At 41.8% G+C, this 21,763-nt stretch carries 20 protein-coding genes and 1 pseudogene; 13 read left to right on the top strand and 8 right to left on the bottom strand.

The features are described from left to right. Positions 1–49: 49 nt before the first annotated feature. Together RMZ95_RS00595 and RMZ95_RS00590 are read left to right on the top strand one after the other, a co-directional pair. Positions 50–1,633 (top strand): HlyD family efflux transporter periplasmic adaptor subunit, encoded by a 1,584-nt coding sequence (locus RMZ95_RS00595; RefSeq protein ID WP_322673527.1) that lies wholly within the window; start codon positions 50–52, stop codon positions 1,631–1,633. A 109-nt stretch (positions 1,634–1,742) separates the two neighbouring features. After that, the gene (locus tag RMZ95_RS00590) at positions 1,743–2,240 is read left to right on the top strand and encodes a DUF427 domain-containing protein (RefSeq protein ID WP_322683199.1); all 498 of its coding nucleotides are present in this window, start codon (positions 1,743–1,745) and stop codon (positions 2,238–2,240) included. 162 nt (positions 2,241–2,402) lie between these two features. Here RMZ95_RS00590 and RMZ95_RS00585 read toward each other — a convergent pair whose 3' ends face one another. Beyond that, on the bottom strand, positions 2,403–3,395 hold the full coding sequence (locus RMZ95_RS00585; protein ID WP_322683115.1) for a metal ABC transporter solute-binding protein, Zn/Mn family: 993 nt from the start codon (positions 3,393–3,395) through the stop codon (positions 2,403–2,405). A 772-nt stretch (positions 3,396–4,167) separates the two neighbouring features. Between RMZ95_RS00585 and RMZ95_RS00580 the strand changes: the two genes are divergently transcribed. The 6 genes from RMZ95_RS00580 to RMZ95_RS00555 all read left to right on the top strand — a co-directional run bounded on the left by RMZ95_RS00580 (position 4,168) and on the right by RMZ95_RS00555 (position 9,144). Next, complete coding sequence (locus tag RMZ95_RS00580; protein WP_322673525.1) at positions 4,168–4,503, top strand: hypothetical protein; 336 nt, start codon at positions 4,168–4,170, stop codon at positions 4,501–4,503. Between the two features lie 324 nt (positions 4,504–4,827). Then, the gene (locus RMZ95_RS00575) at positions 4,828–5,178 is read left to right on the top strand and encodes a YtxH domain-containing protein (RefSeq protein ID WP_099101749.1); all 351 of its coding nucleotides are present in this window, start codon (positions 4,828–4,830) and stop codon (positions 5,176–5,178) included. 11 nt (positions 5,179–5,189) lie between these two features. Next, positions 5,190–5,729, top strand: coding sequence for a DUF948 domain-containing protein (locus tag RMZ95_RS00570; RefSeq protein ID WP_322673524.1), 540 nt, complete (start codon positions 5,190–5,192; stop codon positions 5,727–5,729). A gap of 349 nt (positions 5,730–6,078) precedes the next feature. Further along, on the top strand, positions 6,079–6,888 hold the full coding sequence (locus tag RMZ95_RS00565) for a TPM domain-containing protein (protein ID WP_322673523.1): 810 nt from the start codon (positions 6,079–6,081) through the stop codon (positions 6,886–6,888). A 109-nt stretch (positions 6,889–6,997) separates the two neighbouring features. Further along, the gene (locus tag RMZ95_RS00560) at positions 6,998–7,627 is read left to right on the top strand and encodes a precorrin-8X methylmutase (protein WP_322673522.1); all 630 of its coding nucleotides are present in this window, start codon (positions 6,998–7,000) and stop codon (positions 7,625–7,627) included. A gap of 101 nt (positions 7,628–7,728) precedes the next feature. Continuing rightward, positions 7,729–9,144: a right-handed parallel beta-helix repeat-containing protein gene (locus RMZ95_RS00555; RefSeq protein ID WP_322673521.1), complete on the top strand. Its 1,416-nt coding sequence runs from the start codon at positions 7,729–7,731 to the stop codon at positions 9,142–9,144. A 184-nt stretch (positions 9,145–9,328) separates the two neighbouring features. On the opposite strand, the gene RMZ95_RS00550 is transcribed toward RMZ95_RS00555, so the two are convergent. From RMZ95_RS00550 to RMZ95_RS00520, 7 genes and pseudogenes are all read right to left on the bottom strand, one after another. Then, a complete protein-coding gene (locus tag RMZ95_RS00550) occupies positions 9,329–10,015 on the bottom strand; it encodes a phosphate ABC transporter permease (protein ID WP_322673520.1) in 687 nt (228 codons plus the stop codon). Between the two features lie 32 nt (positions 10,016–10,047). Then, positions 10,048–10,884, bottom strand: coding sequence for a 4-hydroxy-tetrahydrodipicolinate reductase (gene dapB / locus RMZ95_RS00545; RefSeq protein ID WP_322683116.1), 837 nt, complete (start codon positions 10,882–10,884; stop codon positions 10,048–10,050). A 490-nt stretch (positions 10,885–11,374) separates the two neighbouring features. After that, the gene (locus RMZ95_RS00540) at positions 11,375–11,653 is read right to left on the bottom strand and encodes a prevent-host-death protein (RefSeq protein WP_322683117.1); all 279 of its coding nucleotides are present in this window, start codon (positions 11,651–11,653) and stop codon (positions 11,375–11,377) included. Between the two features lie 170 nt (positions 11,654–11,823). Beyond that, positions 11,824–12,594, bottom strand: coding sequence for an Rpn family recombination-promoting nuclease/putative transposase (locus tag RMZ95_RS00535; protein ID WP_322683118.1), 771 nt, complete (start codon positions 12,592–12,594; stop codon positions 11,824–11,826). Between the two features lie 238 nt (positions 12,595–12,832). Beyond that, positions 12,833–14,870, bottom strand: a pseudogene (locus RMZ95_RS00530) (protein kinase domain-containing protein). 87 nt (positions 14,871–14,957) lie between these two features. Continuing rightward, entirely contained in the window at positions 14,958–15,728 is a 771-nt protein-coding gene (gene panB, locus RMZ95_RS00525; RefSeq protein ID WP_322683119.1) for a 3-methyl-2-oxobutanoate hydroxymethyltransferase, read from the bottom strand. A gap of 94 nt (positions 15,729–15,822) precedes the next feature. After that, on the bottom strand, positions 15,823–16,929 hold the full coding sequence (locus tag RMZ95_RS00520; RefSeq protein ID WP_322683120.1) for a two-component regulator propeller domain-containing protein: 1,107 nt from the start codon (positions 16,927–16,929) through the stop codon (positions 15,823–15,825). An 876-nt stretch (positions 16,930–17,805) separates the two neighbouring features. Between RMZ95_RS00520 and RMZ95_RS00515 the strand changes: the two genes are divergently transcribed. From RMZ95_RS00515 to RMZ95_RS00495, 5 genes are all read left to right on the top strand, one after another. Beyond that, positions 17,806–19,236: a form I ribulose bisphosphate carboxylase large subunit gene (locus RMZ95_RS00515; RefSeq protein ID WP_322683121.1), complete on the top strand. Its 1,431-nt coding sequence runs from the start codon at positions 17,806–17,808 to the stop codon at positions 19,234–19,236. 137 nt (positions 19,237–19,373) lie between these two features. Next, complete coding sequence (gene rcbX / locus RMZ95_RS00510) at positions 19,374–19,784, top strand: RuBisCO chaperone RbcX (RefSeq protein WP_322683122.1); 411 nt, start codon at positions 19,374–19,376, stop codon at positions 19,782–19,784. Between the two features lie 45 nt (positions 19,785–19,829). Further along, on the top strand, positions 19,830–20,168 hold the full coding sequence (locus RMZ95_RS00505) for a ribulose bisphosphate carboxylase small subunit (RefSeq protein ID WP_322683123.1): 339 nt from the start codon (positions 19,830–19,832) through the stop codon (positions 20,166–20,168). A 322-nt stretch (positions 20,169–20,490) separates the two neighbouring features. Continuing rightward, on the top strand, positions 20,491–21,036 hold the full coding sequence (gene psbP, locus RMZ95_RS00500; protein ID WP_322683124.1) for a photosystem II reaction center PsbP: 546 nt from the start codon (positions 20,491–20,493) through the stop codon (positions 21,034–21,036). Positions 21,037–21,144: 108 nt separating this feature from the next. After that, positions 21,145–21,741 carry a nucleoside triphosphate pyrophosphatase gene (locus RMZ95_RS00495; protein ID WP_322683125.1) on the top strand — a complete coding sequence of 199 codons (597 nt, stop codon included), beginning with the start codon at positions 21,145–21,147 and terminating at the stop codon, positions 21,739–21,741. Positions 21,742–21,763: the final 22 nt, after the last annotated feature.

Raw genomic sequence — 21,763 nt, 5'->3', positions numbered from 1 at the left:
AACATTGCCCAACCCACAAAAAATTCAAAATCCAAAACCCAAAATCGTTATGACTCAACTTAATGGGAATCACCTCAACGGCAATCACAAAAACGGCAATCACAAAAATGGAGTGAAGCACGATTCACAGATACTGACAAAACAACAAAAAGCTGCTCAAGAGTCTTTAACTAGCTTAAACAATCTGGAATTTGAGCAATCTATTGTCTTGCGCCAATCTCCCATTTGGTCGCGTACAATCATGATTACACTAGTGGGGCTAGCCTGCTTTGGTATTGGTTGGACTTATTTTGCAAAAATTGAGCAAGTAGTGCCAGCAACCGGGCAATTAAAACCCCAAGGAACAGTCAAAGAAGTTCAAGCTCCTGTGAGTGGAGTGGTGAAAACAGTTAATGTAAAAGATGGACAAGAAGTGAAGCCAGGTGATTTACTGCTAACTTTTGATTCCATAGCCTCTGTTGCCGAATTAAATTCTTTGAATAAAATTCGCCTTGCATTAATGAAAGAAAATCAAATTTATCGGCGATTGATGAATGCAAGTACTGCCAATGGCTCGGAAATGTTATATTTGCGCAGTAACTTGCCACAAGAAACTGCTTTTCTGTTGAAAAGTCGGGCAGCATTAGTAGCAGAAAATGAATTATTCCGCACTCAATTAAAAAATTCTGGTCAAGATTCTAGAGTAGGGATTGATGAACAACAACTTCTACGAGTTGCCAAACAAGAATTAGACTCTCGGTCTTCCGCAGCGCGATTAGAAGTAGAAAAGACAAAAAAACAACTGCTTCAAAATCAAATTAAGCTGGAAGATAGTAAATCAAGTTTAGCCATTCAAGAGGGGATTTTAAATAAGCTGAAGATATTAGCAGAAGAAGGTGGAATTTCTCAACTTCAGTATCTCAATCAGCAACAAGAAGTTCAAAACCGCACGGCAGAAGTAGCGCAACTAGGTGAAGAACTAAAACGCCTTCAGTTTGATATAGAAAAAGGACAACAAGAGTTAAGCAATACGGTGGCTGTTTCTGATAAAAACATTTTGGATAAGATAGCCCAGAACAAACAGCAGATTGCTACAATCGATAGCCAATTCATGAAAGTTGTGCTGGAAAATGAGCAGCGTTTGGCAGATGTCAATAGTAAAATATCTCAATCACAGTTAAACGTTAAATATCAAGAACTCCGCGCACCTGTAGCTGGAACAATTTTCGATTTGCAAGCAAAAAATCCCGGATTTGTCGCAACTCCAACTACAAAACTGTTGCAAATTGTCCCCAAAGAAAACTATATTGCTGAAGTTTTTATCACTAACAAAGATATTGGATTTGTGCGAAAAGGTATGAAAGTAGATGTCAGAATTGACTCCTTTCCTTACAGCGAGTTTGGCGATATTAAGGGAAAAGTGACTGAGATAGCTTCAGACGCATTACCGCCAGACCAAACCCATCAGTTTTACAGGTTTCCGGCAAAAGTCTCATTAGACAAACAATCCCTAGTGATTAAGGATAAAAAAGTTAACTTGCAATCAGGTATGTCTATCAGTGCCAATATAAAAGTGCGCGAAGAACGGACTGTGCTTAGTTTATTCACTGAAATGTTTACCAAGCAAGTTGATGCTCTTAAACAGGTACGATGAAGAGGGTTAAGTTAAAAAATCGCAGTGACTTCACAAGGAGAGTTGCTGCTTTACTAAGTACATTAGTACTAAGTAATTTTTCCTCTCTCAGCACTCAATACTCTTGATGATGGTTAATTCTCAACGCATCGAACCCGCTCCCGGACAAGAATCAGTTTGGGATTATCCCCGTCCTCCTCTTTTGGAGGACACAACCAAACATATCCAAATAATCTTTAACGGAGTAGTAATTGTAGATACTCACAGCGCCAAACGTGTTTTAGAAACCAGTCATCCTCCTTCTTACTACATTCCCCCAGCGGATATCAAAATGGAATATCTACAGATGACTCCACAATCTAGCTTTTGTGAGTGGAAAGGAAGTGCTAGTTACTACACAATCCGAGTTGGGGATAAAGAAGTCCATAATGCTGCCTGGTTCTACCCCAAACCCACACCAGCCTTTGAATCTATGAAGGACTATGTAGCTTTTTATGCTCATTTAATGGATAAATGCTACGTTAATGACGAAGAGGTTCAACCACAACCAGGTAACTTCTATGGCGGTTGGATAACCAGTGATATTGTTGGGCCATTTAAAGGCGCTCCTGGTACTTGGGGATGGTGAGTCAATTTTGGATTTTAGATTTTGGACTTGTCGTAAGGTTCAGTCTAACGATTTTAAATTTTAAATAATAAAATCTATCAATGTAGGTTGGGTTGAACGGCAGTTCAACCCAACTTACTACTAATAAACTGAGTTTTTCGGATTACTAAATTGATGTTCTGGCTACCTAGAAGCTTTTCTTTCAAACATCAAATACGTGCCTCCTAATCCTTCCACAATTGTGCGTGTATTGGCAATCATCATTTTCTGATAAGTGTCCGCGTCGCTTCCTGGTTCACCAAGTCCCTCAGCGTACAGCTTTCTGTCAGAAATGTTCACTTCAGCTTCTGTGGCTACAGATTGAATCAAATTAGGATTAATTTCCACTTCAGCAAAAATTGTTGATACTTTAGCCCGTTTGATGTTTGTAGCTAACTTATTGACTCGTTCGGTTGTCAGCTTTTCTTTAGTACTAATACTTTGCAATCCTCCTGTCAATGAAATACGGTATGCTTTGGCGTAATAACTCAGTGCATCAGAGGTTGTAACCAACTTACGTTCTTTGGTAGGAATACTGGCAATTCTTGACTTAATCCAGCTATCTAGTTGAGTAAGTTCATTGGTAATTTTTTTAGTATTACTGCTATAAGCCTCTGCATCACTAGATTGTAATTTTCTCAAATTACTATTAATTACCTCCACCATTCTGATAGCATTTTTGGTATTGTGCCAAACATGAGGATCGGTTACATTCTTACCATCTACCTGAAATTTTTGTGGCTTAGGTACTGCCAGTTGAGCGACGGCTATTTTTGGTGTAGGGTTTTTAGTCGCTTTAATTAACTCGATCAGATTTGGTTCCAAATTGTAACCATTATAAAGAATAAGATTAGCTTGTTCAATGGCTTTACGATCTTCCGGTTTTGGTTTATAAAATTGGGGGTTGGTAGAAGGGGAAATTAAGCAGGTGAGGTTAACTGTATTTCCAGCAACCTGCCTGGTTAAGTCACACAGTACGCTTGTAGTCGCTACAACTTGGGGAAGATTCTCATTTATCTGGGTGTTAGTCTGAGTGAATGTAGTTCTTACAGCTTGATTTCCACACCCAACAAATCCAATTGTCAAAGCAGCAAGAATAGTTGGGAAGAAATTATTCAATGGTGATTTTTTTGACATCCTCAACTCCTACTGGATGTATAAAAAAAGATAATCATTATTGGTAAAGTATTAGTAAAATACCAAAGGAAAGTCTTCAGCGGGGAAGAGATTAAGGGCTGAGGGGAAAGCCTTCGGCAAAGAAAGGGGTAAAGGTTAAGGGAAGAGGAATTAATAGACTTTCTCCTTTATCACTTATCTGTTTCCCAAGTCCACACCCAGCAATTTTTGGTTGGCGATCCACTAGTGAGGTTTTTACAGGCAAAATATTAGTTAACTGCACACGACAGACTGGAAAACAGGTAAAGGTAGGAGCACAATAATAAAGGCAATGCTGGGGAGTCTCCAAGGAGTGTAGTGTAGTTCTCTCACCATCTGTTGAAGGGTCTATACCATTGTGCTTACATCCCACAAAGCTCGCAAATTGACTAGGATTATCAGGTTAAGGAGTGGGAAGTAGTAATGATGGGGCTTATGGAGCATACGGGTTGATTTCGCAAACCGAGTTGTGAATCTAAGGCAATTGTAGCTGTGGTTTTGCGAGGTGTAGACATATCATTGTTACAAAATTGGCAAATTGGCGATTTTTTAGCTATCAGCCTTTGTTAGACTAATTTTCACGTAGTCAAGTCTTTCAATATCGCTTAGAGCATCATCTAACTACTTTTTATTGTCAGAATCCAGGATGTACTTTGTGCCATCAATTTTATCCTCTAGTTTCTTCATCATTAAATAAGAGCAAAATCAAGTATATAGAACAATTCCTCAAAGCTAATATTGGTCAAGATAAACAATGGTAATTTTAGTTGTCATAATTAACACCCTGATTTCACTGGTACTACTCTATGTGGCTTGGCGGGTGTGGCAACTTAAGCAGCAGTTAGCATATATAGCAGATAGGTTAACCGCCTATGAAAGTTGTACTAATGCAGCACTGAATAAAGCACCCGAAAATATTTATCTCAGCCAACAGAATATTTATAACTTACGGCAGAGAAATCAAGCACTACAAATACAAATTCAACAAGTGCGGCAAATTATCAGTCTACTTTTGCTAGGACGGCAAATCTGGCAGCGTTATTTTCTGAAGCTAGAGTTAATATCTCGGAAAAGAACAGTTGCAAAATGAGTTATGTCAGATTCACACGAACATTTATTGAAAGCGGCGGGAAACTCTATCTCGCAAGTGGCGTGGAGAGGGATAGCCGCCCCGCCGCTTGGGGCATTGGGCATTGGGCATTGAAGACTCTTCCCCATGCCCCATGCCCAAAAACTCCATCCCGCAAGTGGTGTGGAGTTTTAAATTATAAGTAATTAATAGTTTTGATATTAATGAATAAAAGCAACATTTCTGGCTGATATTTTGTCACCATAGATTAACTGAATAAAATCGGTTGAGTCTTACAAGGAGAGAAAACCCACCTAAAATGGGTGTAAGGAGAGAAACAATAACATGTCTAATAACCGTTCTGGAGTATTTTTTGGCGGTTTGATGCTGGGAGCTACAATCGGTGCTTTGACTGGTTTACTCGTGGCTCCACGCACAGGGCGCGAAACGCGTAAAATTTTGAAAAAATCTGCTAATGCTATCCCAGAATTGGCAGAAGATTTATCAATGAGTGTGCAAATTCAGGCAGATCGTCTCTCTGCTAGCGCACTACGAAATTGGGATGAGACTTTAGATCGATTACGGGAAGCGATCGCAGCAGGTGTAGATGCCAGCCAGCGAGAAAGCCAAGTCTTGAAGCGACAAACATCTGTTGAAGACTCAGATTCGCTTCCCCAGCCATTAGAACGCTCATAAATGACATAACCGTGATTGAACCCCTGTTTTGGTTGGGACTTTCCTTACTTTTAGTCGCTACAAGCTTGACTGCGGTTTTAGTGGCGGCGATACCGGCTTTGCAGGAGTTAGCACGCGCGGCTCGCAGTGCAGAAAAGCTATTTGATACTCTCTCGCGGGAGTTACCACCCACTTTAGAAGCTATCCGCGTAACTGGCTTAGAAATCACTGACTTAACTGATGATGTCAGTGAAGGCGTAAAAAGTGCTAGTCAAGTCGCGAAGCAAGTTGACCAAAGTCTTGATACTGCAAGAAAACAGGCTCAAAATCTGCAAGTAGGTACGCGCAGCATTTTTATTGGCGCGAAAGCTGCTTGGAAAAACTTCACGCGCCAAAAACCCGTAAGGCGGACGAGCGATCGCTTACCAACCAATGAAAAACCACCACTAACGTTGCGAGAACGAGAAGTGTTAAGGCAAGAAAATCGCCGAATCAAAGCAGAAGTGTACCGTGCTAATGACGGTTATAACGATGCCACTAGCTGGGAAAACAATTTTGATGACGAAGATTGAATTAGGGCATAGGGCATTGGGCATAGGGCATTAGGCATTGGTATTTGAAAACTTTTTCCTAGTCCCTAGAGCGTGTTTTCAAACCCCAAATTAGACTTAATTGTAGGTTGGGTTTTGTTCCTCAACCCAACATTGACATTGTTTTGTTGGGTTGCTCTTCCCTACAGGGACACTACGCGAACGGTTAACCGAATCTACGTTTCCTGCCCCATGCCCAATACTCAAAAACCTTTTGCTTTGATCCCCTAGATTAGAGTAAAGTAAACAAGTGTAAAGGACTATCATTTTTCTAGTACTCTTTTAAAACAACTTGTTCGCTTTTACCGTTAATATTTGTATAAAAACGTCCATGCAATCTTGTTTTTGGCGACGAATTCTAGTATCTATTGCAGTATTTTTCCTGGCTGGGTCAATTTGGGTGATGCATTCTCCCCCAGCATTGGCTTATGACAATCCTGAGTTACTTCCTGACACCTTTACCCCAGTTGTAGATTTAGCTAAATCTCTGCCTGTACTGCAAGAAGAAAAGCTTGTCAAAGATTTAGAGCAGTTTGAAGCCGACACGGGCTGGAAATTGCGAGTCTTAACCCAATATGACCGCACCCCAGGTCGCGCGGTGATCAAATATTGGGGTTTGGATGACAAAAGTATTCTACTCGTTGCCGATTCTCGCGGCGGTAACATCCTCAGTTTTAGCGTCGGCGATGCTGTTTATAAACTTTTACCCCGGACTTTTTGGATAGAACTGCAAACTCGCTTCGGTAATTTGTATTTTGTCCGCGAGCAAGGCGAAGACCAAGCCATTCTCCAAGCCTTAGAATCGGTTAAAGGCTGTTTGCTCAAAGGGGGTTGCAATGTTGTCCCCGGATTACCACGAGAGCAGTGGATTCTCACCTTGATTACCTCAGTTATTGGTGGGGTGATTTGTGGGTTTGCAGCTCAACCCCGCCAAAAAGGACAAGTTTTTGCTTGGCAATGGGCTTTAATTTTCTCACCTTTATGGGGAATCTTGTTTATTGCCTTCGGCATTGGGCCAGTTGTGACACGTACAAGCGACTGGTTGCCTTTAGTTCGCAATATCTCTGGGTTTCTCATTGGCGTCTTGGTTGCCTACCTATCTCCTATTTTCAGCCGGTCTTCTTCTAGTAATGAGTTATGAGTGAGTAGTTAGGAATGAGTAGTTTAATTAACTTATAACTCTTAACTCCTAACTCTTAACTCTCTGAAGCTGATAAGCTGAAAGCTAATATTTGAGAAGCTCAACAAAAATGGAATGGCACGTAACTGATGCTCAAAGTTTAGCAATCATTGATAGTGAAATTGGCGATCATGTCTTTTCACCCGCAGAGTATGAGATTGTGCGTCGGGTAATCTACGCCACGGCTGACTTTGAGTATAAGTCTTTGATTCGCTTTTCTGAGCGTGCCTTGCAAGCTGGAGCAGCAGCGCTAGCCGCACGTACCACGATTGTGGTAGATGTCCCGATGGTACAAGTAGGTATTGCCTACGATATTCAAAATACCTTTGCGAATCCAGTGTATTGCAGCATGGAAGCTCTCACACGCCCTCAAAAAGAAAAGACTCGCGCAGCGTGGGGAATAGAAACCTTAGCAAAGCGTTATCCAGAGGGAATTTTTGTGGTGGGTCAAGCACAAACGGCCCTGACTGCACTGCTGGATTTAATTGAACTTGAGGAAATTAGACCTGCTTTAACGATCGCAACTCCAGTGGGATTTGTAAATGTTGATGAAGCTAAGGAGCGTTTACAAGACTCTCTAGTACCTCACATTATAATTGACGGCCGCAAAGGAAATGCAGTTGTAGCAGCTGCGATCGTTGATGGGTTGGTAGACTTAGCTTGGCAAGCCTATGGACAAGATGGAAATCGGGGGAGCTAGGAAAGTCGGCTCTATTATATTTTGTATCCAAAAGAGTATTCATCAATCATTGAATATCCTGATATTTTTCTGAAGTCGTGCCGTTCAAGGAGCCTTTTCTTGTGGTAATTCAAGGTTTCAATTTAAGTGCATATCTTACAATTCCTGTGGTATTAAGTCTTTTGGCTGATGGAGAGGGAATAAAAGTATCTTTAGTTAAAAACGTTCGTCAGGTATCTACTAACAAGGAAATTATTTTATCCAACCGTCAGCTAATCAGTATTAGGGCAACTCCAAAAACATACTATGTTAGTGGTGTTGGAAATGACACAAATAGCGGACTCTCTATTTCATCCGCCTTTAGAACAATTCAAAAGGCAGCAAATCTGACTAACCCTGGCGATACAGTATTGATTATGAACGGAGTGTACACAAATTTAAGAAAAGCTGGTAGTGCAGTAAGTATTAGACGTTCTGGAACTGCAAATGCATGGATTAAGTATAAAGCATATCCCGGTCATTTCCCAAAAATTCAGCACAATACATGGAACGGTATCTCGATTTCAAATGGAGCTTCATATATCGAGATAAATGGGCTGGAGGTAATAGGAAATAATGCCAATATAACCCTTGATTATGCGATGAGTCAGAAGACTAACAAACAAAACCCGCTAACAAATGGAAACTGCATCAGTGTGGATGGACGAACAAATGGTCATAGTCACCATATACGTATTGTCAACAACAAAGTACATAAGTGTGGAGGAGCAGGCATTTCCGCTATTCAATCGGACTATGTGACAATAGATAATAACGAAGTGTTCGATAATGCCTGGTATAGCGTTTATGGTAACAGTGGCATTTCAATTTTGAATAGTTGGAACTCTGACAATAAGCGGGGATACAAGATGTTTGTTACTAACAACAAAACCTACAACAATCGTATGTACATCCCTTGGATTGCAGTCGGAAAGATCACAGACGGTAATGGTATTATTATCGATAGTTCTAGAAACGATCAAAATAACTCCAAATTGGATGCATATAAAGGATACACTTTAGTTCAAAATAATCTTGCATTTAATAATGGTGGATCGGGTATTCATGCATTTTTAAGCGAGCATGTTGATATTGTAAATAACACAGCTGTTTTAAATAATCAAAGTCCAGAACTTAATGGCGGGCAAATATTTGCTTATACATCATCTGATGTCAGAATTCTTAGGAACATTCTTTATGCTTTCCCTGGAAAAAATATTAATAATAAGACTAAAAATAAAAACGCTGTTTATGATTATAATATTTACATGAATAGCTCTAAAATAAATGTTAAAGGGCCTCACGATATTGTTGCAGGCTCACAATTTTTAAGCAAGTATCCCACTCTAAAAAAAATATCTGGCAATTGGAAATCGCGGTTAGATAGACAAAATCCGCCGACACGGCCTTATGTAGAATCTAAGTCGGCAGGTTTTGCCTGTGGGACAGTGACTTATCGCTTGCAAGGAAAACTCATCAAAGTGGGATGCTCTCGTTAGCAATCAGGCAGGAAAGATTTATCCCGAATTTAAATGCTCTAACCTCTTGGACAACCATTGAGAATTTTTGCGGTTGAGAGCAACCTGCCGAGATATTGGCGATATTTAGCTCGTAATCTCGTAATTATTAAATGATTTGAACCCTACGTAGATGCAAGGTGTAGGTCGTCTAGTAATCACTTCTTCAATCCTCTACTCTACGACGCCGCCGACGCGGCTTTTGTTGTTGGTCTTCACGCAAGCGACGACCGACTTCGTTAAAGAAATCCCGACGCAGATAAGGATAATCGCTAACCCACAGGTCACGATTGGGAAAGTATATATCGCTAAATTCATCAATACTGCTCAAATCTGGGCGATTTGACATCACTACCATTTCTGCAATTTGACCGCGAGTAATAACTTTGTGGGCAGGACGTAATGGCGCTACAAACTCAATGCTAAATCCTGTGTCATCACCTACCTCTAAATTTATCTGTTTTTCTCGGTTTTCTACAATCACCAATTCGCCTTTGTTGTTGACTGTTTCGGTTTTACCTATCAACTGGTCTGTAATCCACCAATCTAGGACTCGACCACGGAAAAAGCCGCCGTACTTATAACGACGGCATTGTAAATTCCGCATACTTGCTTGAAACACTGGATACCACAACCAAAAAAAAGCGCTAATTACCCCTAGTACAAATACTATTGAAGCAAACTCAAGCTTGAAAATAACTGTTACAAGCAAAATAACAACTACCGCAACTACAGAAATTAACAGCCGTTGCAAAAAATTTGAGAATTTCCCCCAGTAGTACTTGTACTGCAAACCAGTGGCAATTAGGGGGACAACTTGTTCAAATTTCTGGCGAGTCAGTGGTACTAACATGAGTGCTAAGTAATGAATGCCCAATAGTGAGTTTAAAGTATCTTTTCTAATCCATATACTAACGACTTTAGCGCTAAGACTTTGCGAATCGCTAGTAGCACTCCTGGCATATAACAAGCGCGATCGCTCGTATCATGTCGTAAAGTATAAATCTGCCCTGCTGCGCCAAAAATCACTTCCTGATGGGCAATCAATCCCGGCAAGCGGACGCTATGAATTCTAATTCCTTCATCTGCGATACTGCCCCTGGCTCCTGGTAATTTCTCCGTTTCTTCTACAACAGCAGAATTAAAAGTTTTACCGAATTCTCCTAATAACTGCGCCGTTTGAATAGCAGTACCACTGGGTGCATCAGCTTTTTGGTTGTGATGCAGTTCGATAATTTCCACATGGTCAAAATATTTGGAGGCTGCGATCGCAGCTTGTTGCAACAGTACCATGCCAATGGAAAAATTAGGAATAATTAGGCAACCAGTGCTAGCTTTGTCGGCAAAATCTGCCAAATCTTGAATTTGTTCTGGACTTAACCCAGTAGTGCCGACTACAGGACGAATACCGTAAGCGATCGCACTGCGAATATTGTCATAAACTGAATCGGGATGGGTAAAGTCTACAATCACCCCTGGAGGAGACTGTCTGTCACCAGCCACATATCCCAACATCGGTTCTAATTGATTGGTAATTGGCACTTCCAGAGGTTCGCTTAAACCCGCCAACTCTCCGGCATCTTTATCTTGATGTTCTAAACTGTAGTCAATTGCACCCACTAGGTTTAAATCAGGCGCTTGTGCCACCGCCTTAACCACTTCACGGCCCATTTTGCCAGCAGCACCGTTGACAATAACCGGGATAGGAGCTTGATTCGTCATAGGTCGAGAAATACTTTTTGAGTCAACAAAGGAATTGTAAAGACTTTCGCGATCTAGTAGCTAGCTTCTCAAATCTCTGGCTTAATTCCACCTACCCTGAATTGTGCAGCTAATCGCTTAGTTTTTCTACTCCCCAAAACATCGGTTCTCGTTTTCATTGCACTATCCACCCAGTAACCCGTTTTATTTGCCGATCGTACTGTTTTGATAAGTATTCCTTATAAAATATATCAGCCTTTGTTTGTCAAGTCTAGTTTACCATTTGTAATATTATTGTTATATTTATTTACATAGCTTAGTAAAGCCCTAGAGTAAACCGCATAGCTAAAATTGCACCTTGTCTATTACCTATATAGTTTTGGTTGCGTTGGGTGTTAACTAAGAAAAACAGACTTCGGTTTTGCAATATCCCATCGACATTTGGACTTCTCCCATTTACCTCGGCTATCAAGTCGGGGTTTTTTATGTTCTCGATTATTTCCTTATTTCTTTAACTTTCCTCAGCAAATGGAATAGGGCGATCGCTACATCGTGCAGGAGTTTCTAAAATATAATTTTCTTCAGCACAGATTTGACGTAATTCTGCAAAAGCGTCTGCGAAGGAAGAGACTTTTTGTTGCTGATGCCAAGCAAGGAAGGCTTGAAAAAGTTTAGGTTCTACGATCGCAGCAACTAATTTGTCCTGCTTGAAGATTAATTGAGGTTCTGATGCGATCGCATCAATCACCTCTAGCAGTTTTTGTTGTGCTTCGTCAAGTTTCCAGTTCATTTGTTTTAAATGTTGGACTGCTGATTATAACTTAACGTAACTTTAGATATCGCTTGGCATAAACCCAGATAATCTTGATTAATGTGCGATCGCCGCAATTATTCCGGCGTTAGCAAAGCTTAACGTACCCCTACGGGGAAGCAAGCTACGCGTAGCGTCTCGCAGAGAAGTTATCGCTTTTGCTGTTCTACTTGCTGGACTTGTGCAACATCTAAATCCAAGGCCTGCGCTATCTGTTCTACAGTTAAACCCAATGCTAAAAGTTTAGGTACAGCTTCTAATTTTGCTTCTAAACGTCCTTCTTGGTAAACCCGCGTTTGCTTTAAATCGCTTAAGCCAAACATTGCTTCTATCTCCTTGCGACTCATTTTGGGAAATTTATAAACTAGGATTGTCTCAATCAATTCTAATAATTGTTTTTGTGGAAGTTGCAAATTTAATGCTTGCTGGGTGCGGTTGATTAATTCCTTGGCGCTGTTAATGGCTGTATCTTCGTCTTCAATTACTAATTTTATCGTAGCAATGCCTATTGGTAAGGATGCAGTTGAGCCTAATTCATCTAAGTAAATTCTACTGATACGCTGGCTGTGGAAGAATTCTATGAAATCTTCTTTCTCACCTATATCTATATCTCTGCTGGGATAAATCACCACTCCTCGCCAAGGATTTTTGCGTCTATTTTGGCGTAAGTATAAAGAAATTTCTGATACTAAGCGTAAGTAAATCTCTATGTCTGGTTGAAATTGAACCTCGACAAAATAAATCGGCACTTCTCGATCTTGGATGGGCAGAAATACACCATCAATTCTGAAAGCTGTTTGTTTGACTTCAACTGAAGAAAATTGGTAGAGATTCGCTGTCTCGCCTGAGTTGCCAATCAGTTCAAAGAAGATATGGGGAAATTCTTGAAACAGACGATAAAAGATGCTGTCAGTTTTCACACTTATATTTGCTCAATTAAAGTCAATATCACCAAAGTCTTGTAATTGAATAAGCATCAAATGCTGTATGTGCACTAACAATTGGAATATTCTCTACTATACGATTGAGAGCGTGTTTAACTTCGCCAACAAATGCGTCTCCTATATCGAGGCTAATATGAGCCAACCATATTGATTTTAGTTTAGGTTACTTCTTCTGTATTCAGATAAATACTCAAAACAGCGATCGCAGCACTCACTACTTTAGCCGCCAAATTTTGATGGTCTTGTCATCACTACCACTAACAAGGGTTTTGCCATCTGGGCTAAAGGCGACGGAAATAACCCCCTGAGAATGCCTATTGAGAGTGCGGATTTCTTCTCCTGTTGCCAGATTCCACAATTTGATGGTGTTGTCAGCACTACCACTGGCAAGGGTTTTGCCATCTCGGCTGATGGCGACGGAAAAAACCCCGTCAGAATGCCCTGTTAGGGTGCGGATTTCTTCTCCTGTTGCCAACCACTGGCAAGGGTTTTGCCATCTCGGCTGATGGCAACGCAAATAACCCCGTCAGAATGCCTATTGAGGGTGCGGATTAGCTCTCCCGTTGCCAGATTCCACAGTCTGATGGTGTTGTCAAGACTACCACTGGCAAGGGTGTTGCCATCTGGGCTGATGGCGACGGAATAAACAAAGCTAGAATGTCCGGTGTTCGCGTAGCGTTCCGAAGGAAGGGTGCGGATTTGCTCTTTGGTTGCCAGATTCCACAGTTTGATGGTGTTGTCAGCAATACTAGCAAGGGTTTTGCCATCTGGGCTGATGGCGACGGAATAAACCGAGTTAGAGTGCCTTGTGAGAGTGCCTATTTGTTCTCCGGTTGCCAGATTCCACAGTTTTATGGTGGTGTCAAAACTACCACTAGCAAGGGTTTTGCCATCTGGGCTGATGGCGACGGAATAAATCAAGCCAGAATGCCCTGTAAGGGTGCGGATTAGCTCTCCTCTTGGGATATTCCACAGTTTGATGGTACTGTCAGCACTACCACTTGCAAGGGTTTTGCCATCTGGACTAATGGCAACAGAATAAACCCCGCCAGAATGCCTTGTGAGAGTTCTTTGTAATAAAACTCCGCTTGGTATGCTGGCAATTATAGATATCGGATTAGTTGGAAACAAGCCATAGCGAACAGAACCATAGATTTGAGTTTCAACTATTGTAATAGCAGCACCCACCAATAATCTTGTTCTCCAATTAATATTTTGTCTAGATGGCTTTTGTAGCGGTACTTTTGGCTTTACTGGTGCTGGTGATGTTCCAGTTTGATGCTGATGAAGCAATGTAGCAGGGAATGATGATGCTGGTTGATTTTCAACTACTGGCTGAGTTGGGTGTACTGTTGAAAGTGATGGTGACGGTGAACTAAAATCCTGTAAAACTTCCTCAGCAGATTGGTAACGTTGCTGATAATCTTTTTGCAGTAACTTATCAAGAATCTTCTCTAATTCGCTGCTTTGTGGTTGTTGCAAATGCTGCCGCCAAGAAGAAACCCACCCATAACCTTGTTGTTCCCACATTATCCAAGGGTGAATTCCACTCAGTAAGTGAAAGCAAGTTGCACCAACACTATATAAATCACTTGCTGGATAAGCTTTACCATCCTGTATTTGTTCTAATGGCGCATAACCAGGGGAACCAATTCTTGTTACTGGGTTAGTGATAACTGTCATGGTGAGTTGCTTGGAAATCCCAAAATCTATCAACACTAACTTGCCGTCAGTGCTGCGACGAATGATATTTTCTGGTTTGATATCGCGGTGAATAACTTTGTGCTGATGAACCTTTTTCAGGATATTTAATAAATCAAGCAAAACTTCCCAGATTTTTTCTTCGTTGAAAGTTCCCTGTTGTTTTAATTCAGCTAATAAATTCTGCCCGTTGATAAACTGCTGCACTAAATACAGATTATTTTCTTCTTCAAAGTACGCCAACAGCGTCGGAATTTGCGGATGTTCTCCTAGTTGTTGCAGTCGCCTTGCTTCTTGCTCAAATAGTTCTGTGGCTTTGTTTATTGCCGCAGTTCCCTGTACTCGCGGCGCAAATTGCTTGATAACACAATATTCATTCAGCTTGTCTAAATCTTCTGCTAAATAGGTTTTAGCAAATCCCCCACTTCCTAGTAATTGAATTGGGCGATAGGGTTTCTCAACACTACCAATCCTGTGCCGCAATTAGAGCAAAACATTGTGCGATCTGGATTGGGCGGATTGTGGCAAGCTGGATTTAGCCAGCAGATCATAACTGTGCATCTATAAGCAAATGTAATTATTATCCCTTAGCTACAAGTTATTCCTTGGAGAAATTGCAAAAGATTAGATAAATTCAGTTATGGAAACTTCCTTTCTCTCACTTCCACAGCATAATCTTGTACAGCTTTGGTAATCGTCTCGCGCAAATTCGTGTAAACTTTGGCGAATGGTGGATGCTTCTGGGCAAGTCCGAGGATATCTGAGGTAACTAAAACTTGTCCATCGCAGTGAATTCCCGCACCGATACCAATTGTGGGAATACTTAATTTTTGTGAAATCTGCATTGCTAAATCTGCGGGGATATGCTCTAACACGAGAGAAAATACACCCGCTTGTTCGAGAGCGATCGCTTCAAGTAAAATTCTCTCACTGGCTTCTTGTGTTTTACCTTGTTGTCGCAAACCCAGTTGATGTATCGATTGTGGTGTCAAACCCACATGACCCATTACCGGAATTCCGGCTTCTACTAAACGAGCCACAGTTTCGGCCATTGCTGGATAGCCACCTTCTAATTTTACCGCTTGAGCGCCCGTTTCCTTTAGTACCCGCCCAGCTGAGTGCATCGCTTGTTGGAGACTTTCTTGATACGTTAGAAATGGTAAATCTACAACTACTAATGCCCGTTTAACCCCACGACGCACAGCTTTGGCGTGATATATAATCTCATCCAAAGTTATCGGCAGTGTTGTTTCATACCCAAGAACTACTGCCATAGAATCACCCACAAGGATTAAGTCTACACCAGCTGCGTCCAGGAGTTGAGCGATCGCATAATCCCAGGCAGTCAACGCCACAATTGAACGTCCCTGTTGTTTCCATTGAATTAATTGCTGGGTAGTGATTGCCATTGCCAATTTTAGATTTTAGATTTTAGATTTTGGATTTTTTGTCCTTTGTCTTCTGTCCTTAGCAAATGACTAATGACAAAGGACAAATGACTAATCATTTAACGGCGCGACTGAAAGCAATATGGGGTTTTGCACTGTCCGTTTTGGGCATTAACCACGCTAGACCTTCACTAGTACCAATCCATAATTTATTGCCGATGTCAGGTGCAAGGGTAAGAACCCGACTAGAAGGAAGTCCAGCAACTTCTCCATCTAATACGGCACCTGTATTTGGATCTAATCGTAACAAACCATTATTAGTTCCGACCCAGACACTACCATCTTTAGCAAAACGTATCGCCGTTACATCACGCCCACGCAAGCGGGTTACAGACCTCAACACTGCACCAGTTTTTGGGTTAATAACTAGCAAATTATTCGGCATTCCTGCCCAAATTAACCCTTCTGGACTAATAGCTAAAGCTTGTACAGTTGTCCCTGGTAAATCGGCTATTCGCTTCATAACCACAGCACTAGCAGTATTTACCCGTACCAATCCATCCAGAGTACCAACCCACAATTGACCTTCAGCATCTAAAGTCAGGGCATTAGCACTGACACCAGGCAGATTTTTTAATGTTGTCATAATCAAGCCTTGGTCGGGACTAATGAGAGCTAAACCGCTATCGGTTCCAGTCCACAAATAACCCCGTTTGTCAAGTAACAGTGACAACACGCGTTTAGAAGGCAAAAATAAATTTTGTGCGGTGATTTCGTTAGTGCGGGGGTCAACTCGAACTAGTCCCTCATAACTTCCTACCCACAAACGTCCTACTTTGTCTTGGGCTAAAGCACCAATGGCAACATTCGGTAAGCTAACACGAGAAATAATCTTGCCGGTTTTAGGATCGATCCGCGATAATCCCCGCCAAGAACCTACCCAAAGATTACCTGTAACATCTCCCAATAAATTACCAACACGATAATCAGTTTTTGGCGAATTTTCTTCAACTCCCCGCTCATTAGGCAAAGATTCTACTCGCGGTGGCGGTGCGGAAGCTGGGTAAGCGGGGGTTACATCAGATGAATTAATGTCAGGGGTTTTTTGCGCCCATCCCATATTTGGCAAAGCTATCAACCCCAGCAAGATAGAAGTAATTAATAAACTAGTACGCTTGTAAAACAATACCACGGTGACATTTCCTTTGGAGACAGTACCCATAGCATTTACCTAAACTGGCTTTGGGTTAATTTCAGTGTTCCCCTAGCTGGGATTTTTTAAACATTGGGGATTGGGGATTAGGGATTGGGGACTGGGGACTGGGGACTGGGGACTGGGGACTGGGGATTGGGGACTGGGGATTGGGGATTGGGGACTGGGGACTGGGAACTAGGAAATAAATATTTAGGAATACTTTCTCATTACCCAATACCCAGTCCCCAAATATCATTAATGACATTTTGTAAAGTATTTGTAACAAAAAGTTTAAATCTTTATGTAATAACAAAATTAAATAGATAAGTTAAAAACTTTCAAAGAATAACTTATCGAATTCTTGATATATTGTGAAACAAGTTACAAATTACGTGGTGTGCAATTCTTTTATCTTTTGCTCACCACTCTGCTAAATCTCTGTCAAGTAAATTCTTTTCTGGTGTCTTTTCCATCAAAGGGAAAGATATAAGGAGTGTAAAGGCGGGAATGTGTGCCAGCCAGCCCAATCCCCTAAATACCCGAATTTATGGGGGAATTATCTAAATCAAGCCGCAAAGTGCGGAAGTTTTGGTGAAATTGAGAAGAGAAGGTTTAGTTGGGTGCGAAGAAGAGGTAAAAAAGAATTTTGATTTTTAGCAAGAGGGAACAGTAGAAGCGCTAGGTCGTGTACCCCTAGAAGGGGAAAACACTGGTGAGGAGGGCTACCACCGCTATCCATTGTGTCCGCCGCAAAAAAACTGCTAACCTTTGCCAAAGGCAACTCCTAACAAAAAATTTTTCCGATCTTCCCCTCGCTCAAGGGGGGCAAGAGCGGGGTGAGGGGAAGTTGCACAAAACGTGATTTGATAATTAAAAAGAGTGATTTCAGGGAAGGATAAAATTATGTCTTACGCTCAAACGAAGACTCAGAGCAAATCTGGGTATCAAGCCGGGGTTAAAGATTACAGACTAACTTATTACACACCGGATTACACACCAAAAGATACCGATCTTCTAGCTGCGTTCCGTATGACACCTCAGCCTGGTGTTCCTCCCGAAGAAGCAGGTGCGGCTGTTGCGGCTGAATCCTCCACAGGTACTTGGACAACTGTGTGGACAGATTTGCTCACCGACCTCGATCGCTACAAAGGTCGTTGCTATGACATCGAACCAGTTCCCGGCGAAGACAACCAATATATTGCCTACGTTGCCTATCCTTTGGACTTGTTTGAAGAAGGCTCTGTAACCAACGTATTGACCTCAATCGTCGGTAACGTATTTGGTTTCAAAGCTCTGCGTGCATTACGTCTAGAAGATATCCGCTTTCCAGTAGCTTATATCAAGACCTTCCAAGGGCCTCCTCACGGTATCCAAGTTGAGCGCGACAAGTTAAACAAATACGGTCGTCCTTTGCTGGGTTGTACCATTAAGCCCAAATTGGGTCTTTCCGCTAAGAACTACGGACGCGCTGTATACGAGTGCTTACGCGGTGGTTTGGACTTCACCAAAGACGACGAAAACATCAACTCCGCACCATTCCAAAGATGGCGCGATCGCTTCTTGTTCGTAGCTGAAGCTATCAACAAAGCCCAAGCAGAAACCGGTGAAATTAAAGGTCACTACCTAAACGTTACCGCTCCTACCTGTGAAGAAATGCTGAAGCGGGCTGAGTACGCTAAAGAACTCAAACAGCCCATCATCATGCATGATTACCTCACCGCAGGTTTCACCGCTAACACCACATTGGCTCGTTGGTGTCGCGATAACGGTATCTTGCTGCACATTCACCGTGCGATGCACGCCGTAATTGACCGTCAAAAGAATCACGGTATCCACTTCCGTGTATTGGCTAAAGCCCTACGTTTGTCTGGTGGCGACCACATCCACACTGGTACAGTCGTTGGTAAGTTGGAAGGTGAGCGCGGGATCACAATGGGCTTCGTTGACCTGTTGCGTGAAAACTACATTGAGCAAGACAAGTCTCGTGGTATTTACTTTACCCAAGACTGGGCTTCTCTACCTGGTGTAATGGCAGTTGCTTCTGGTGGTATCCACGTATGGCACATGCCTGCGCTGGTAGAAATCTTTGGTGATGACTCCGTACTACAATTCGGTGGTGGTACTCTGGGACACCCTTGGGGTAACGCTCCTGGTGCAACCGCTAACCGCGTCGCCTTAGAAGCTGTTGTTCAAGCTCGTAACGAAGGCCGCAACTTGGCTCGTGAAGGTAACGATATCATCCGCGAAGCTGCCAAGTGGTCTCCTGAACTGGCTGTTGCTTGCGAACTGTGGAAAGAAATCAAGTTCGAGTTTGAAGCAATGGATACCGTCTGATCTGGGTTAACAGTTAAGAGTTAAGAGTTAGAAGTAGAGACGCGATTCATCGCGTCTGTACAAGAGTTAGGATTTGCTTTGCATTAATTCATAACTCGTAACTCATAACTCATAACTCTTCACGGCTGGGGTCAAGCATGAATCTTAAGCAAATTGCGAAGGACACAGCCAAAACTCTCCAAAGCTATCTGACTTATCAGGCTCTAAGGACAGTATTGGCACAGCTAGGCGAAACTAATCCGCCATTAGAACTTTGGTTGCATAACTTTTCGTCTGGCAAAATTCAAAATGGTGAGTCATTCATTGAGCAACTGTTGCGAGAAAAACCAGATTTGGCTTTGCGAATCATGACTGTCAGAGAACACATTGCCGAAGAAATTGCAGAATTTTTACCGGAAATGGTTCGCACTGGCATTCAGCAAGGCAACATGGAGCAACGTCGCCAGCATTTAGAACGCATCACACAAGTAGTAGACACATCTAACCCCAGTCTGCAACCAGAACAGCAAGCAACTTCAGATCCGAATTTGGATAACTCATCCAATTAGTTCAGCCAACCCAGTAGTAAAAATCGCAACCCATTATCAAAAGCTATGCAAACTTTACCAAAAGAGCGTCGTTACGAAACCCTTTCTTATCTTCCCCCTCTGTCTGATGCTCAAATCGCTAAACAAGTCCAGTACATCTTGAATCAAGGTTACATTCCTGCGATCGAGTTTAACGAAACTTCTGAGCCAACAGAATTATATTGGACACTGTGGAAACTACCTTTGTTCGGTGCTAAATCTACTCAAGAAGTATTGAGCGAAGTTCAAGGATGCCGTTCTCAATTTAACAACAGCTATATCCGTGTTGTGGGTTTTGACAACATCAAGCAGTGCCAAGTTCTTAGCTTTATTGTTCACAAACCCAACAAAGGCAATAGATACTAAGTCTAGTTAGTTGGAATTAATCATGGGATAGTTGAAGTAATTTGTCTATCCCTGTATAGGAGAGGTAGAATTATCTGCCTCTCCTTTTTTATAATTAGGCGTTACTGAACATAGAGCTTCATGATGATAAAACTCATTATGAAGCTCTATGTTTGCTTTCCACTATCAGCAAACTGGAAAGACTAATATGATTGGGAACTTTAAGCACTGATACCTCACCATCTAATGTATTTATTATCCGAAGCGTCCCGGTTGATGGGAGAATAAAGACGAGAAATGATGCAAGCCTTGTGTTATCTCCAGCCCAAAGGAATCTATATAAATGTGGAAACGAATTGTATTAATTTTGCTATTAGTGTTGAGCTTCAGTCTGAGTAATTCGGATGTAGCGGTTGCGGCTGGACTTAAAAGCTTTGTAGACAGTGGTGATGGCTATCAGTTTTTATATCCTAACGGCTGGCTGCCAGTTAAAGTTGCCGATGGGCCAGATGTGGTTTTCCACGATTTGATTGAGGTGTCTGAAAATGTTTCGGTTGTGATTAGCCCAGTTCCAGAAGGCAAAACTTTGTCAGAATTGGGAACCCCAACAGAAGTAGGATACAAATTAGGAAAAGCAGCTCTCGCGCCTCCTGACTCTGGTCGTTCGGCTGAATTAGTCAATGCTGCCCAGCGAGAAGTAGACGGTAAAACATACTACCTTTTAGAGTATGAGGTTAAACTCCCCAATCAACAGGAACGACACAACATCGCCAGCGTTGCTGTGAGCCGTGGTAAACTTTTTACCTTCAACGCCTCAATTCCTGAAAAACGCTGGCAAAAAGTTAAACGAATGATTGATGAGGTTGTTAATTCTTTTTCTGTTTATTAATTAGGGAGTAGGGAATGGGGAATGGGGAATGGGGAATAAAAAAGAAACTTAATTACAATGCCCAATGCCCAATGCCCAATGCCCAATTAATAATTTTTCTAAAATCTCATGAAAATTCCACCTTTTGTACTTGCTTCAGCTTCTCCAGCCCGACGCCGCTTACTGCAAACTGTTGGTATTGAACCAATAGTTCAACCTAGTGACTTTGATGAGTCGCAAATTGAACTAAGTGAACCAGCAGAATTGGTTAAAACTCTTGCCCAGTATAAAGCGGAAACTGTAGCCCCACAGTTTAAATCAGCTTTGGTTATGGGTTGTGATTCAGTTTTGTCCATCAATGGTGAAATTTACGGCAAACCGGCAGACTTCTCTGAAGCGATCGCTCGTTGGCAGATAATGCAAGGTAACTTTGGCGACTTGTACACAGGTCACGCCTTAATTGACCATCAGCAAAACCGTACTTTAGTCAAGTCTCAAGTCACAAGAGTTTACTTTGCTCAAATGAGCGAAAAAGCAATTAAAGCTTATGTTGCTACAGGTGAACCTCTCAAGTGTGCTGGTGCTTTTGCCATTGAGGGTTTTGGTAGTTTCTTTGTAGAAAAAATTGAAGGCTGCCACAGCAATGTAATTGGACTCAGTTTACCTCTGCTGCGGCAGATGTTAAGTGAATTGGGATACAATGTCACTGATTTCTGGCAGCAATAGTCATTTGTCATTTGTCATTTGT

It is taken from the genome of Nostoc sp. DedQUE07 (assembly GCF_034530975.2).
GTDB lineage: Bacteria > Cyanobacteriota > Cyanobacteriia > Cyanobacteriales > Nostocaceae > Nostoc.
Note: the sequence above shows the minus strand (reverse complement) of the source record. Positions and strands in the feature narration are given on the sequence as shown.